Raw genomic sequence first — 15269 nt, 5'->3', positions numbered from 1 at the left:
TCAGATACCCCAGAGAATCTGCACACCCCAGACGAAGTACGCGAACATCGCAACACCGCATACAGCCTGGAACAGGAAACGTATTGCAGTCGCCGACTTGCCGAACGCCATTGGCGTCAAGTAGTCCGTCGCGATGGTCCACATGCCGACCCAGGCGTGAGCGCCCAGAGCCACCAGTGCCAGCAGACTGAAGATACGCATCGCATTGTTGGAGAACAGACCGTGCCACTGGGCGTAGTCCATTCCCGGGTGCGCGACCAGGTAGCCAATCAGAAAAATGAAGTAAGCCGCGAGAACGACCGCAGAAACGCGCTGCGCCATCCAGTCATAGAGGCCCGAACGCGAGAGGTTCGTGACGTTGGTTACCATATCCACACTCCTGCCAGAACAATCACCACCACGGAGACGGCGATGACAATTTTCGAGCCCAGTTTGCCGCCTTCCAGCGTTTCACCGATGCCCATATCCATGATCAAGTGGCGCACACCGGCAACCAAGTGATACAGCAAGGCGGACAGAAGACCCCAAATCACAAGCTTGGCCAGCGGGCTGGTCAAACACGCTTTCACCTCGCCGAAGCCTTCCTCGGAACCCAGGGATTTGCCCAATGCATAAAGCATGATGGCCAGGCCCAGGAAAAGGATGACACCGGAGATGCGGTGAAGAATGGACGTGTAAGCAGTGACAGGGAGTTTGATGGTCCTTAGGTCGAGGTTTACAGGTCGTTGGCTTTTCACGGCTTTTTTCACACTGAAGAGCCCCTAGCAAGCAGGGCAAAGTTGTTGGTAAGTGTACTGGTCAGGTACCCACCACCCAGGGAGTGACGACCCCAGCAACACAGGCTTCAAAGCCCCTGGCGGTCGGGTGCCGAGTATAGACAGTTAGGCTACTAATGACAACGAAAAGGCCTAGCCCAAATAGCTCATTGCCTTTACCCGACAAAAGGCGTAAATGGGCAGCAATTTCGAGGAAAAACAGCGCCCAGAGCCCTTTACAACCGTGCTTTAGGCAAATTGACATTCGAATTTATCTCACTATAGTGGTGCGGGCCCTGCGTGGGGGGTCTGTCTGATGATTTCAAGCATTAATAGGAGGCCACATGGCTGACAAAAAAGCGCAGTTGGTCATCGAGGGCGCAGCCCCCGTCGAGCTGCCCATTTTAACCGGCACCGTTGGTCCCGATGTTATCGACGTTAGAGGGTTGGGGGCCACGGGTCACTTCACTTTCGACCCCGGTTTCATGGCGACCGCATCCTGCGAGTCGAAGATCACCTATATTGATGGCGACAAGGGCATCCTGCTGCATCGCGGCTACCCTATCGAACAGCTCGCCGAGCAATCCGACTACCTGGAAACCTGCTACCTGCTGCTGAACGGCGAACTGCCGAACGCCGAGCAGAAGGCCCAGTTCGTCAGCACCGTGAAAAACCACACCATGGTTCACGAGCAACTGAAGTCGTTCTTCAACGGCTTCCGTCGCGACGCGCACCCAATGGCGGTCATGTGCGGCGTGGTTGGCGCCCTGTCGGCGTTCTATCACGACTCGCTGGACATCAATAACCCGCAGCACCGCGAAATCTCCGCGGTACGCCTGGTCGCGAAAATGCCGACCCTGGCGGCGATGGTTTACAAGTACTCCATGGGTCAACCCATGATGTACCCCCGCAACGACCTGTCGTATGCGGAAAACTTCCTGCACATGATGTTCAACACCCCGTGCGAGATCAAACCGATCAGCCCGGTACTGGCCAAGGCAATGGACCGGATCTTCATCCTCCATGCCGACCACGAGCAGAACGCTTCGACCTCCACCGTGCGCCTGGCAGGCTCCTCGGGCGCCAACCCGTTCGCCTGTATTGCCGCCGGTATCGCTGCACTGTGGGGCCCTGCCCACGGCGGCGCCAACGAGGCCGTACTGACCATGCTCGATGAAATTGGCGATGTCTCGAACATCGACAAGTTCATCGCCAAGGCCAAGGACAAGAACGATCCGTTCAAACTGATGGGCTTCGGTCACCGCGTTTACAAAAACCGCGACCCGCGCGCCACCGTGATGAAAAAGACCTGCGATGAAGTCCTGCGCGAGCTGGGCATCACCAACGATCCGCAGCTGGAACTGGCCATGCGCCTGGAAGAGATCGCCCTGACCGATCCTTACTTCATCGAGCGCTCGCTGTACCCGAACGTCGACTTCTACTCGGGGATCATCCTCAAGGCGATCGGCATTCCGACCAGCATGTTCACCGTGATCTTCGCCCTGGCACGCACCGTCGGCTGGATCTCGCACTGGAAAGAAATGCTCTCCAGCCCGTACAAGATTGGCCGTCCGCGCCAGCTGTACACCGGCTACGAAGCACGCGACATCGTCAAGCTGTCCGACCGCAAGTAAGCCCTGCCCTGCAGCGCTGAACACAAAAAAGGCTGCCCTCGGGCAGCCTTTTTTGTTCCCGTGAAGTCAGGGCTTCTCGGCTTTCTCTTTCAATGCCTTCAGCGTGTTGAACGGTGCCTCTACGACAAAACTGTTCGCCAACCAGGACGGCACGCTACCACCCGGCTCGGTGTGCACCTGATAGGTGACTTCGGTGCTGTCACCCTTAGGCTCGAACTTCCAGAAGCCCTCGACCTGAGCCACCCGCACAAAGCCTTTTTCTTCAGGCAAATAGCTGGGCAAACCTTCCAGCTTGCGCACAACACTGCCATCCGCCGCATCTTCGGTGGTTACCTTGAGAATTGAATCACGCGGCGTCACCGGCCAAGGCGTATTGAACTGGGTGTAGGTCCAGGTCTGGTTACCCTCCCGCTTGAGCAACTTCTGCACCTTGCATTCATGTATCCAGGCGCAGGCCCCGACCACATCTTCGTGCAACGCACGCAGCTTGGCGACATTGGCCTTGATCAAGGTCACCCCACGGTAAGCCTTGTATTTGGACCCCGCCACTTCACTCAGGGACACCTTGATGCCCTGCTCATCCTTTGCCACCTGCCAACTTTCCGCCTGCGCCAGAGGCGCCAGCAACGCACCTACAGCACACACCAACGCCATCCGCTTAAACGATCCCATGCTCTTGTTCCTTATTGTCGAAGATCTACGTATTCAAGCTGCTGTCATCTGCTCCAGCCACCCCAGGATCCTGATCGCCTCATCGCGATCACCGCCACACACCTCCACGTCCGCCATGAACGCCGAGCACACAACTGGGCGCTCGGGCTTACCGAACAATCCACACAGGTTGACGACAGACAGATGGATACAGCGCTCGCCAGCAGGCTTGCCATTGGGCATTCCTGGTATCGGCGAACTGATGGACGGAGCAATGCAGCAGGCGCCACAGCCTTCACGACACTTCATGACGGCAGTACCTCGGAATCAAAATGGATGAACACGTCGGGATAGTAACCGCTAAAACGGTCGTTTGAAATTACCGGCAGGATGAAATATCACAGGACGAAAACAGACCAACCAGTCAGGCCCGAGCTTACTGCTTGAACTCGAATTCGATGGCCGCACCTTCGACATCCTGACGGCTGTCGTTGCGCAGCTGCAACTGCATTTCGTTGCTGAGCAGACGACCATTGAGCTGAAACGGGCTTTCTTCCTTGGGTTTCTCACCAAACATGGCCGGCAACAGCGGGCGATGCAACTGAGCTTCGCTTGCGCTGCCCGGTTGCAGCTCGCCAACCATACTCAAAGGCAGGCTAAGGTCCAATCGAGGCGTGGGCAATGGCGCCGCAATGACATCCGCATGCTTGCGCTTGGTGGTCTTGCCCGAAGATTTCTGAGTGGACGCAGAGCCCGCCTTGGCATGCGGCACAGCCTCTTTTGCGACAGGCTTGCTCGCCACCTTGGCAGCGCCCGTCGGATGCGACGATTCCGCGACTGCGTCCGCCCTCGCCCAGGCATGCACCGGAACCAGAGAACCGGCCATCGACATCAACAACAAACCGGCACAACACAAGGCTTTCATAGGCAACAACGGACACTCGAAAAAAGGATAATGCTCTGCGTTCCCTGAAAACTGACAAACCCATCCCTAGAAGAAACTACTGCTACCCGACTCCTGGCAAAGCTGAGTGGCCAGCATCCCCAGGGTCATCAGCGCCCGCTCCGACTCACGATTCCAGGGAATCCCGCAGTTCAAACGAATGCAATGGTTGAACTGCTCGGTATTACTGAAAATCAGCCCTGGTGCAATACTGATGCCCTGCTGGAGTGCCCGCACATGCAGCTCCTGGGTATTGACCCGCCCCGGCAGGCTAACCCAAAGGATGAAGCCACCGGTAGGCCGCGTCATCTGGGTACCTTCGGGAAAGTACTGCTGCACAGCCAACTGATAGGCACTGAGGTTCTTGCGATACTCATGACGGATAAAACGCAAGTGCCGATCATACCCGCCATTTTCCAGATACGCAGCAACACCCATCTGCGTCACGCTGCAAGCTGAATGGGTAGTGAAGGTTTGCAGGCGCTGGATTTCGTCCTGGTACTTGCCGGCAATCATCCAGCCAATCCGCACACCGGGCGACAGCGTCTTGGAAAAGCTCGAACAGTAGATAACCCGCCCCAGTCGATCAAACGCCTTGAGTGCCTTGGTACGCCCCTGCTCGAACATCAGTTCGCCATAAATGTCATCTTCGATGATCTGTATATCGAAGTCCGAGGATAGCCGCAGCAATTGTTTCTGGCGGTCCTCAGGAATGGTCCCACCCAATGGATTGCTCAAACGCGCAGTCAGTACCAGCGCCTTGATCGACCACTGGTTGGCGGCCAACTGCAGCGCCTCCAGACTGATACCGGTAGATGGGTCACTGGGAATTTCGATGACCTTCAGCCCCAATAGATCAGCCAACTGCAGCAACCCATAGTAAGTAGGCGACTCGGCAGCGATCAGATCACCAGGACGGGTCAACACCCGCAGACTCATCTGCAAGGCATCGACACAGCCATGCGTGACAACGACTTCGGAGGGATCGACCACCACACCCGCATCGCGCATGCGAATGGCGATCTGCCTGCGCAGCGGCTCAAAACCCGGGCTGAACATGTAGCTAAAGGCCCGCGGGCTATGGAAGCGGGTAACCTTGGCCAACTGCTGGTGCAATGCCCGCACCGGCAGGTAATCGACATGGGGTACTGCCGCACCAAGCGGAAATACCCCATCACGGCGTGCCTCTACCAGAACCTGCTGAATAATGCTGCTACGGGTAACCAACCCCGGCCGCTCGACCCTGGCGATATCCGGTGTCGGCGCCGTCAGCGCCGGCGTCTGGTGAACGTAATAACCTGACTGCGGACGCGCCCGGATCAAACCCTGGTCTTCAAGATTGGCATACGCCTGAAGCACCGTCGCATGACTGACATTGAGCTGCGCGCTCATCTTGCGCACCGACGGCACCCGCTCACCCGGCTGATAGACACCCCGACGGATATCCTCCGCCAGTTGCTGGGCAATACGCTGGTAGAGCAACAGGTTGGTCATGGTGAACTCTCGGCACGCGGACGATCTCGTTATTTTTAGGCGAACTCTCTGGCAAGAGAATACCGTAACAGTTGCGAAGTGTACTGGCACAGATTACAGAATAGTCAACAATACAGTTGCGTGACAGCACCTGTAACGTGCGCCCTGGCCCATCAACCGCTGCCGAAAAAAAACCCGATGACGTAATCGCCACCGGGCTTTGTGCATAGCGCTCAGCTTCAGCGCTCAGCGCCGAGACGCCCCTGCTCATCGGAAAACACGATCTCGACCCGTCGATTCTGCGCCCTGCCCCGCTCCGAGGCATTAGCCTCAACCGGGTACTGGTCGCCATAACCCTCGACCTGAATGCGCTTTTCGTCCACACCCAGATCAATCAGCATATCGGCAACCGACTGAGCGCGATCTCGCGACAGCTTCAGGTTGTCCTCAGGGGTGCCCGTGCTGTCGGTATAACCCTCGATACGTACCGTACGCTTGGGGTTGAGCTGAAGGAACTGCACCAGTTTGAGCACCGTACGATTGGCGGAGTTCTTCAGGTCGGCGCGCCCGGTATCGAACAGCACATCCCCCAGCGTCATTACCAAGCCACGATCGCTCTGCATGGTCGCCAGGCTGACAATCTGCGCCTCCAGCCATTTACCTTGCTGCTGAACACTGGCCAATTTGGCCTCGCGCAAGGCCAGTTGCAAACGCTGGCGCTCTAGTTCCAGCTTGGCCTGGCGCTCCTGATTGAGCACCAGGTTCGTGTGCTCACGCGCGATTTCACTGTAACGCTGGCTCAGATAAGCGTAATGGCGCACGTCCGCGCCGCTCCCCCAATAACTCGACAGACGCTCTGCGCGCCCCAGCGACTCACCGGCACGAATCACATCACGCGGCGCACTGCGCAACACGCTGGAGTCATTCTTGACCTGTTGAAAGCTGGCTGCAGCCTGCTCAAGCGACGCTTCACTGCGCTGACTGGCGCACCCCTGCAGGCCAACGGCTCCCAACACCAGCAGCGCCACCAAAGGCTTGATCGAACTCACTGCTGCTCCCCCAACTGTTTACGTAGACGATCAACACGCGACTGCAGCACCTTGAGCTGTTCTTCACTCTTGGCGGTCAACACGCGTGCTTCAGCCAAACGCGCATCAAGCTCGGCCTGCTCGGCACGAACCCGCGCGTCACGAAAGGACTCGTTGGACATATTGACCCGCGCCCGCGCCAGCTTGGCTTCGGCAAGCTTGAGTTCTGCCACCTCGTCAGTGGCGCCAACGGCCTTGGCCTGCTCCAGCGCCTGCTCGGACAAACGAAGTTGCTCATGGGGTGCCGGGTCGGCGGCGCAACCGGCCAGGGCCATGATGGCCAAGGCCGCGAATAGCGGTCGAGTTCTCACACAATCTTCCTACGGTTTGGGGGCATCGAGCGGTTGCTGCAATTGCGCTTTCCAGCGCTCGACATTGCGTTGCAGTACAGCCTGGGTTACACCAGAAACCGGCAATTCTGTCAGTTTTTTTGCCAGCTGTCCGCGCAACCAGGCATCGTTACACGCTGAGTTATGCGATATAGCCAAATAGAGCCCCGGGCGGTCGACCGGCACATCACGCGCCGTCAGGTCCTTGCCCATGCCCAATGTCTGCGCCATGGCCATGCCGGCATAACGCCCTGCCAGCACGTAGTCCACCTGACCCAGCAAGAGTTTCTGAAACGCCTGCGTCAGATTTTCCACAACCTCCAGCTTCAAGTGTGTCTTGGTAAACGCCTCAAAGGTTGGGGTCAGGCGCGCCTTCTGCGAAATCGCTCCAGGGTGCAGCGCCAAATCTGCCAGGCTTTCATAAGCCAACGACGCATCATGGCGCGTCCAGACCAGGTATTCGTTTTGCAGCAACGGAGGATGGATAAAGTCCATCGAGGTGAGCTCGGCGACCGTCAGCGGCGCATCCACGAGGATATCCATCCGGCCGCTACGCACTTCCTCAAGCGCCTGACTGCGCTTGCCGGCACTCAAAATCTCGATCTTCAGGCCCAGCTCATCCGCCACCTGCTTGAGCAGATCGGCACTGGCACCGATAAGGTGCCGTGGGTCTTGTGGGTCTTGCCACAGGTACGGAGGTGCATCCGGACTACCGGTGGCAACCAGGCGCTCACACTTGCCGACTGCGAGCGCCCATGTCGGCATCAACGCAACACTCAGCGCAGTGACTGCACTCATCCGGCCAAACCACCCCATGCCACCCTCTCCTTGACTGCACCCGCCGAAAAATGAAAAGCCCGGTTATCGCGGGCTGGGCAGGATAACCTGTCCAGCACGCAACAACCGGGCTCTTTATAAGTGAAGCCGCTGGATTAAACCAGCTTCTCCAGCTCTGGGATGGCTTCGAACAAATCCGCCACCAGGCCATAGTCGGCCACTTGGAAGATCGGCGCTTCCTCGTCCTTGTTGATCGCAACGATCACCTTGGAATCTTTCATACCCGCCAGGTGCTGGATGGCACCGGAGATACCGACAGCGATGTACAGCTGTGGCGCAACGATCTTGCCGGTCTGGCCGACCTGCATGTCGTTGGGCACGAAACCGGCGTCGACTGCGGCACGGGAAGCACCGACCGCAGCGCCCAGCTTGTCGGCCAGCGCATACAGGTGCTTGAAGTTGTCACCGTTCTGCATGCCACGGCCGCCGGAAACGACGATCTTGGCAGCGGTCAGCTCAGGACGATCGGACTTGGCCAGCTCTTCACCGACAAACGCCGACTTGCCGGCATCGTGGGCAGCGGCAACCGCTTCGACAGCCGCCGAACCGCCTTCTGCAGCAACGGCGTCAAAGCCGGTAGCACGCACGGTGATGACCTTGACCGCAGCGCTCGACTGCACGGTGGCAATGGCGTTGCCTGCGTAGATCGGACGCTTGAAGGTGTCGGCCGACTCAACCGAGATGATCTCGGAGATCTGGTCAACGTCCAGCAGTGCGGCAACCCGCGGCAGGATGTTCTTGCCGTTGGAGGTAGCAGGTGCCAGCACGTGGCTGTAGGCCTTGCCGATCTCGGCAACCAGCGGCGCAACGTTCTCTGGCAACTGGTGCGCGTAGGCAGCGTTGTCGGCGACCAGCACCTTGCTGACGCCAGCGATGTTCGCAGCGGCCTGCGCTACGGCGCCAACGCCCTGGCCAGCAACCAGTACGTGAATATCACCACCGATTTTCGCAGCAGCGGCAACAGTGTTCAGGGTGGCCGGGGCAACGGCACCGTTTTCGTGTTCAGCGATAACCAGGATAGTCATTTAGATTACCTTCGCCTCGTTCTTCAGTTTCTCGACCAGTTCAGCAACCGACTTGACCTTGATACCCGCGCTGCGTGCAGCAGGCGCTTCGACTTTCAGGGTCTTGGTGGTGGAAGCGGTGGAAACGCCCAGGGCGTCCGGGGTAACGGTTTCCAGCGGCTTCTTCTTGGCCTTCATGATATTGGGCAAGGAAGCGTAGCGTGGCTCGTTCAGGCGCAGGTCGGTGGTAACGATGGCTGGCAGGTTCAGCGCAACGGTCTGCAGGCCGCCGTCGACTTCACGGGTGACGTTGACCTTGTCACCGGCAACTTCAACCTTGGAAGCGAAGGTGCCCTGAGCGAAACCGCTCAACGCTGCCAGCATCTGGCCGGTCTGGTTGTTGTCACTGTCGATGGCCTGTTTGCCAAGGATCACCAACTGTGGCTGCTCCTTGTCGACAACCGCCTTGAGCAGTTTGGCCACGGCCAGGGAATTGAGCTCTTCAGCGGACTCGACCAGGATGGCACGGTCGGCGCCCAGCGCCAGCGCCGTACGCAGTTGTTCCTGAGCAGTGCTCGGACCGATGGTAACGACGACGATCTCGGTCGCCACGCCTTTTTCCTTCAGGCGTACGGCCTCTTCCACAGCGATCTCGCAGAAGGGGTTCATGGACATCTTGACGTTAGCAAGGTCGACGCCGGAGTTGTCCGCCTTGACGCGAACCTTGACGTTATAGTCGACCACTCGTTTGACAGCTACAAGAACCTTCATGGATTCCTCGTTACTCTCCGGTGAAAAGAATGTCGCCTGGGGCGGGCCCGGCGATTGCGCGTGGGTACAAGGGCACCTCTAAAAACGATTTCGGGCAGGCCAAGCGGAACTGACTGATCAGTCCTTTTTTGACCTTTTAATAGCAAAACCCGTGGGTCATTCTGTGTCGTGGCGTGTAAACTCCACTACAAAGCGGGTTTTGGCTTAACTGCCCTGCTTTTTGCCAGGTTTTAGGGGTGCTCCTGCATCCTACGATCAGCCTACGGCGAGCGTAAAACCGCTCGTATCTTGACCGTAACACCCAATCCGGTCAATACGGCAAACCGGCCAGCTTCAAGCCGCGCCTCTTTGATTTTACTGGCCTGCGGCAAATTCAAACAAACGTTTGTATTGGACCGCGCAAGTGGTGTAGATATAATGCGCGGCCAAGAGAAAGCGGTGTAGTCCGTCATCGCCCGAGCTACAGCGAAGGCATCGCCCCTTACGCCTGATCGGTGACCGCCTGGCACCCGCCAATAAAGAAAAAACGATGAGCCTTGAGTAGGAGAGAACCTGTGGAACGCGAATACATGGAATTCGACGTGGTCATCGTCGGCGCTGGCCCGGCAGGCCTGTCCGCCGCCTGCCGACTGAAGCAGAAGGCCGCCGAAGCCGGTAGCGAAATCAGCGTCTGCGTGGTCGAGAAAGGCTCCGAGGTCGGCGCACACATCCTCTCCGGCGCCGTATTCGAACCGCGCGCACTGAACGAGCTGTTCCCAGACTGGAAAGAACTGGGCGCCCCACTGAACACGCCGGTCAAGCGCGACGACATCTACGTGCTGAAGAACGCTGACAGCGCGGTCAAGGTACCTGACCTGTTTGTGCCGAAAACCATGCACAACGAAGGCAACTACATCATCTCGCTGGGCAACCTGTGCCGCTGGCTGGCGCAGCAGGCCGAGAACCTGGGCGTAGAAATCTACCCGGGCTTTGCCGCCCAGGAAGCGCTGTTCGACGAAAATGGCGTGGTTCGCGGCATCATCACCGCGCGACCTGGGCGTCGACCGCGAAGGCAACCCGAAAGAAGGCCTGTACACCCCGGGCATGGAACTGCGCGGCAAATACACCCTGTTCGCCGAAGGCTGCCGTGGCCATATCGGCAAGCAACTGATCAAGCGTTTCAACCTGGACAGCGAAGCCGACGTGCAGCACTACGGCATCGGCCTGAAGGAAATCTGGGAAATCGACCCGGCCAAGCACCAACAAGGCCTGGTAGTTCACACCGCTGGCTGGCCGCTGGACATCATGGCGACCGAAAACACCGGCGGCTCCTTCCTCTATCACCTGGAAAACAATCAGGTGGTGGTTGGCCTGATCGTCGACCTGTCCTATGGCAACGCCTACCTGTCGCCGTTCGACGAGTTCCAGCGCCTGAAACATCACCCGGTACTCAAGCAGTACCTCGAAGGCGGCAAGCGCATCAGCTACGGCGCCCGCGCCCTGGCCAAGGGCGGCCTGAACTCGCTGCCGAAAATGGTTTTCAAGGGTGGCGCACTGATCGGCTGCGACCTGGGCACCATGAACGTTGCCAAGATCAAGGGCAGCCACACCGCGATGAAGTCCGGCATGCTCGCCGCCGACGCCGTGGCCGAAGCACTGCTGGCAGGCAAGGAAGGCGGCGATGAGCTGACCTCCTACGTCGATGCGTTCAAGGCCAGCTGGCTCTATGAAGAACTGTTCGCCAGCCGCAACTTCGGCCCGGCCATGCACAAGTTCGGCCCGCTGCTGGGCGCCGCCTTCAACTATGTCGACCAGAACTGGTTCGGCGGCAAGCTGCCGTTCACCCTGCACGACACCAAACCGGACTACGCCTGCCTCAAGCTGGCCGCCGACTCGACCAGGATCGACTACCCGAAACCAGACGGCAAACTCAGCTTCGACAAACTGAGTTCGGTGTTCCTCTCCAGCACCAACCATGAAGAAGAGCAACCGTGCCACCTGAAACTGGCGGACGCGAACATCCCGATCAAGACCAACCTGCCGCTGTACGATGAGCCCGCTCAACGCTACTGCCCTGCCGGCGTTTACGAGGTGGTCACCCAGGAAGACGGCAACAAGCGCTTCCAGATCAACGCCCAGAACTGCGTACACTGCAAGACCTGTGACATCAAGGACCCTTCGCAGAACATTACCTGGGTCGCACCGGAAGGTGCTGGCGGGCCGACTTACCCGAACATGTAAGCCGCACGCCTAAAAAAGCCCCCTCACCGTTCAGGTCGAGGGGGCTTTTTTGTTGCTCATTGCCCGCTTAACACTGCAACGCCTCGTCGGCAAACACCCCATCGTTTCTGGCGCCAAAATACACCGCCGCGGCGGCACCGACCGTACCCATGACCAGTGCAAAACCGGCACAGACCCAAGGGCTCCAAGGCATCAAGGCGATCAACATCAGCGGCGTGACACTGGCCCACAGGGCATAGGCGATGTTGTAGGTGAAGGAAATGCCCGACACGCGAATCTGAGCCGGGAACAAGCTGACCATCACCGAAGGCACGACGCCGACCACGCCACAGCTCAAGCCCGCCAAGGCGTAGGCTAACCCGGGCCAGCTCCAGCCACCGATCAGGCTGGCATACAAACCGGCGATGCCCAGCGGCAGTAATAGGCTGTAGATCGTCAAGGCGCGCCAGGCACCGATCCGATCAACCAAAAGGCCAGCCAGTACGCAGCCAATATTCAGAAAGACAATCCCGATGCTGCTCAGGGCAAAGGTATGGCCGGCCGTCATGCCAAACCGTTGCTGCATCACCGTTGGGGTGATGACCACCAGCACCACCACTGCCGAGGTCAGCACGCAGGTGAGCAGCACCGCCGGAACCAGCGCCTGGCGATGCTCACGCAATACCGTACGCAAGGGGAACGCCACTGGCTGTTCACGGCGCTCGCGCAGGGCCAGGAACACCGGCGTTTCACTCAGCCAACGACGTAGCCACACGCCGATCACCCCAAACACACCACCGAGCAGGAACGGCAGGCGCCAGGCGTAATCGAGTATTTCCTGGGGGCTGAACAGCTGCGCCAGCGCCGTTGCGGTCAGAGCGCCCAGCAGGTAGCCAAAGGTCAACCCCGCCTGCAAAAAGCCGAGGGCATAGCCACGGCGCCCGGGTGGCGCATGCTCAGCGACGAACACCCAGGCACTGGGCACCTCACCGCCGACCGCAGCCCCCTGGAAGATGCGCAAGGCCAACAGCAGCAGGGGCGCGAAGTAGCCAATCTCGGCATAGGTAGGCATCACACCGATGAGCAGGCAGGGCAGCGCCATCATCAAGATGCTCAGGCTGAACACCTTCTTGCGCCCCAGATGGTCGGCAAAGTGCGCCATCAGAATGCCGCCCAATGGACGAGCCAGATAACCGGTGACAAAGATGCCGAAACTTTGCAGCAGGCGTAGCCACTCTGGCATCTGCGGCGGGAAAAACAGCTGGCTCAGGGTCAGGGTGAAGAACACGAAAATGATGAAATCGTAGATCTCCAGCGCGCCGCCAAGGGCGGCCAGGCTGAGGGTCTTGTGGTCGCTACGCGACAGCCGCAGCGGGCTCACAGGGTGGGAGGCAGTCATGGCAGGTCCGTGGTCGAGAAACAGTCGACGCGCATCCTGGCGCGCGGGGCAGGCGCAAGAGGATAGCAAAAACAGTTTCAGGATTGCCGGGAAAAGACCGTCGGTCCCAGGCTGGAGCCACGCCCGGTATGCTTGGGCACGCTGGCACTGCCTCCAGGGCCCGGCAGACGTGCGATCACCATCGGGGCGTCGATGATCGCCATGAACGCCTCCAGCGACTCGTTGTCTGGCACCCTCGGCAGCCTCACGCTCACCGCCTGGCGCTTCCCGGCGGGCACAGCGGGAATTTTCAAATGCTGCGATTCATAGAGCAAGGCGTGCTGGATCTGCGCATGAACACGGCAAAAGCGCTCCAGATCAACCCCCGCATGGCTTGCCAGGTCTATATTGCCGATCAACAGGTTGAAGGGCTGCAACGCATTCTGCACCAGGTGCTGCAACTCTTCGAAGGTGCGCACAGGCGCGATCCGGTAATAGCCCATGCCATTGAGCATCTTCTCCAATTGCAGAAGTTGCGTGGGGTGTTCATCGGCAATCAGGATTCGCAGTGCTTTGTTTGGCATCATCAACGACCAAGGTTGAGGACTGAGTGACAACTCCTTGACCATTACAGCGCCGGTGTTCAATGGCTGGCTATGGCGAGCACATCGCCAAATGATGGGTCTGTATTGATAGAAGTCGGGAAACCCGAGGAAATCAAGTCGACACCGCCCGATACCCAGTCGAGGCATCCTCCACCCCGTTGGACGAGCGACAACCGATACTGCGTTAGACGATTACGGCCTGAAGACTGCCTGGGCATGAAAGCAGCGAAGATCGGGCGCTACTCCTGGGAAGCGGCAAATAGCCACTCATCGGCAACGGACGCCGACGCCTCGACATAGCGTGATCGAGCCTTGGATTTGCGACTGCTGATCCTCGACATGCATGCACACTCCGGGCACCAGTGCCTGGCCCTGATGGTTGCCAGCGGGGCATGCCAGCTATGCCCGCGATCACACAGCCAATGAAGCTTGGTACTGTTGTTGACGTACGTCGTGGACAGGCATTGCCCGCCACGCGCCTGCGCCTCCCGCTGAGCATCACGAATGCTCAAGCGCTTGGCATCATGGACGCACAACGTGCACCAGGTTCCGCGAAGAAGCCGCTTACCCGTCGCACGCCACTCGTGCCCCTTTGCGCAACGCATGAGGTAGCGGGCAGCGGACCCCTCATAGCGATCGGCCAGGCAAACGCCGCCCCGCTCTGCCGCCTTGCGCTGCAACCGCGCCAGGCCATCCCGTAGACGATACTCGACCACCTTGCGCAGCCGGGCACATTCCGGACACCAGGTGCGCCTCAACACTTCATTACCCACCGACGCCCACACATGCCCCTGGGCGCAACGGAACGCGTAGGCCTGATGCCCACCCGCGTAGACCTCGGCCAGGCAGACTCCACCGTGCGAAGCAGCTACCTGCTGCAACCTGAGCAGACCATCCTTGCGGCGCATGCGCTGGCTGTGTTTCTCGTGCCCGCAGGTCGGGCAATTGGCACTGCGCAGCACGTGAGACCCCTTGCGGCGCCATTCATGCCCCTGCGGGCAACGAAAGCGGTGCATTGCATCAATGCCCAGCCACGCCGACTCCAGGCAGGTCACACCCGCGCATTCGGCCCGGGCAAACAAGCGCCGATCACGATCCTGTGCCACACACACCCGACACCCTCCTGACCGCGGGCTCGAAATGACCAGAAGCGCCCTGCTGAACACGTGGTTGCGACTGCACCGGAACCGATACGCGGCCTCCTGGCCTCGCCACTCGCGATCCAGACACACAAGCCCCAACCGCACCATCGCCGCACGAAGGCGTGGCAAGCGCTGAAGCAATGGGTTGTCATCCCACTCGGCTGCGCTGTGCTTGACCCCATCATCCAAAGCAATCCCTCCGGCAAAAAACACTTGATCCCTCACCTGGCTTTTCTGGCCGTACTTCACTCACGCCCGTATTTTTGCGCCCCGACTGCCGCGCTAGAGGTCAACACCTGAAAGCCGTGCCCAGGCGACTGAAGGCCTGACCGAATCGCACGTGATGGGTGGTTGCAAACAGTCCCTGTCCTTTTTGCAGTAGCAGTAAACGACATGCTCGCGCCTGCCGTAGCGCCTCGAATACGAAGGGTTCGAACGCTAGCAGATGGCCTTCTGGAGG

General features: G+C 59.2%; 15 protein-coding genes and 1 pseudogene. 2 read left to right on the top strand and 14 right to left on the bottom strand.

The window, feature by feature from the left end; all coding sequences use genetic code 11:
• On the bottom strand, window positions 1-369 hold the full coding sequence (sdhD, locus tag AB7M23_RS14240) for a succinate dehydrogenase, hydrophobic membrane anchor protein (protein WP_065759454.1): 369 nt from the start codon (window positions 367-369) through the stop codon (window positions 1-3).
• Entirely contained in the window at window positions 363-749 is a 387-nt protein-coding gene (gene sdhC / locus AB7M23_RS14235; protein ID WP_176717419.1) for a succinate dehydrogenase, cytochrome b556 subunit, read from the bottom strand. The genes sdhD and sdhC overlap by 7 nt, the downstream gene beginning before the upstream one ends.
• 350 nt (window positions 750-1099) lie before the next feature.
• On the opposite strand from sdhC, the gene gltA reads away from it, so the two are divergent.
• Window positions 1100-2389 carry a citrate synthase gene (gene gltA, locus AB7M23_RS14230; RefSeq protein ID WP_065759455.1) on the top strand — a complete coding sequence of 430 codons (1290 nt, stop codon included), beginning with the start codon at window positions 1100-1102 and terminating at the stop codon, window positions 2387-2389.
• Between the two features lie 66 nt (window positions 2390-2455).
• Here gltA and AB7M23_RS14225 read toward each other — a convergent pair whose 3' ends face one another.
• From AB7M23_RS14225 to AB7M23_RS14185, 9 genes are all read right to left on the bottom strand, one after another.
• Window positions 2456-3061 carry an START domain-containing protein gene (locus AB7M23_RS14225; protein ID WP_102053748.1) on the bottom strand — a complete coding sequence of 202 codons (606 nt, stop codon included), beginning with the start codon at window positions 3059-3061 and terminating at the stop codon, window positions 2456-2458.
• Window positions 3062-3094: 33 nt separating this feature from the next.
• Window positions 3095-3349: a YkgJ family cysteine cluster protein gene (locus AB7M23_RS14220; protein ID WP_454241111.1), complete on the bottom strand. Its 255-nt coding sequence runs from the start codon at window positions 3347-3349 to the stop codon at window positions 3095-3097.
• 127 nt (window positions 3350-3476) lie between these two features.
• Complete coding sequence (locus AB7M23_RS14215) at window positions 3477-3965, bottom strand: translation initiation factor 2 (protein WP_454242176.1); 489 nt, start codon at window positions 3963-3965, stop codon at window positions 3477-3479.
• Between the two features lie 66 nt (window positions 3966-4031).
• The gene (locus AB7M23_RS14210; protein ID WP_065761905.1) at window positions 4032-5477 is read right to left on the bottom strand and encodes an aminotransferase-like domain-containing protein; all 1446 of its coding nucleotides are present in this window, start codon (window positions 5475-5477) and stop codon (window positions 4032-4034) included.
• A 218-nt stretch (window positions 5478-5695) separates the two neighbouring features.
• Window positions 5696-6505, bottom strand: coding sequence for an OmpA family protein (locus tag AB7M23_RS14205; RefSeq protein ID WP_065761904.1), 810 nt, complete (start codon window positions 6503-6505; stop codon window positions 5696-5698).
• Window positions 6502-6855 carry a DUF4398 domain-containing protein gene (locus tag AB7M23_RS14200; protein WP_454241110.1) on the bottom strand — a complete coding sequence of 118 codons (354 nt, stop codon included), beginning with the start codon at window positions 6853-6855 and terminating at the stop codon, window positions 6502-6504. The genes AB7M23_RS14205 and AB7M23_RS14200 overlap by 4 nt, the downstream gene beginning before the upstream one ends.
• A gap of 9 nt (window positions 6856-6864) precedes the next feature.
• The gene (locus AB7M23_RS14195) at window positions 6865-7671 is read right to left on the bottom strand and encodes a substrate-binding periplasmic protein (RefSeq protein WP_454241109.1); all 807 of its coding nucleotides are present in this window, start codon (window positions 7669-7671) and stop codon (window positions 6865-6867) included.
• Window positions 7672-7805: 134 nt separating this feature from the next.
• Window positions 7806-8735, bottom strand: coding sequence for an electron transfer flavoprotein subunit alpha/FixB family protein (locus AB7M23_RS14190; RefSeq protein WP_099774008.1), 930 nt, complete (start codon window positions 8733-8735; stop codon window positions 7806-7808).
• On the bottom strand, window positions 8736-9485 hold the full coding sequence (locus AB7M23_RS14185; protein WP_099774007.1) for an electron transfer flavoprotein subunit beta/FixA family protein: 750 nt from the start codon (window positions 9483-9485) through the stop codon (window positions 8736-8738).
• Window positions 9486-10039: 554 nt separating this feature from the next.
• Between AB7M23_RS14185 and AB7M23_RS14180 the strand changes: the two are divergent.
• Window positions 10040-11705: pseudogene (locus tag AB7M23_RS14180) on the top strand (electron transfer flavoprotein-ubiquinone oxidoreductase).
• Window positions 11706-11772: 67 nt separating this feature from the next.
• On the opposite strand, the gene AB7M23_RS14175 reads toward AB7M23_RS14180, so the two are convergent.
• From AB7M23_RS14175 to AB7M23_RS14165, 3 genes are all read right to left on the bottom strand, one after another.
• Window positions 11773-13083: an MFS transporter gene (locus tag AB7M23_RS14175; protein ID WP_065761842.1), complete on the bottom strand. Its 1311-nt coding sequence runs from the start codon at window positions 13081-13083 to the stop codon at window positions 11773-11775.
• A gap of 77 nt (window positions 13084-13160) precedes the next feature.
• A complete protein-coding gene (locus AB7M23_RS14170) occupies window positions 13161-13646 on the bottom strand; it encodes a histidine kinase (protein WP_099776585.1) in 486 nt (161 codons plus the stop codon).
• Between the two features lie 260 nt (window positions 13647-13906).
• Window positions 13907-14773: a hypothetical protein gene (locus AB7M23_RS14165; RefSeq protein ID WP_454241108.1), complete on the bottom strand. Its 867-nt coding sequence runs from the start codon at window positions 14771-14773 to the stop codon at window positions 13907-13909.
• Window positions 14774-15269 lie beyond the last annotated feature (496 nt).

The organism is Pseudomonas sp. HLS-6 TE3448, assembly GCF_053629555.1.
The sequence above is the reverse complement of the archived record's forward strand: the minus strand, read 5'-3'. Positions and strand labels throughout refer to the sequence as shown.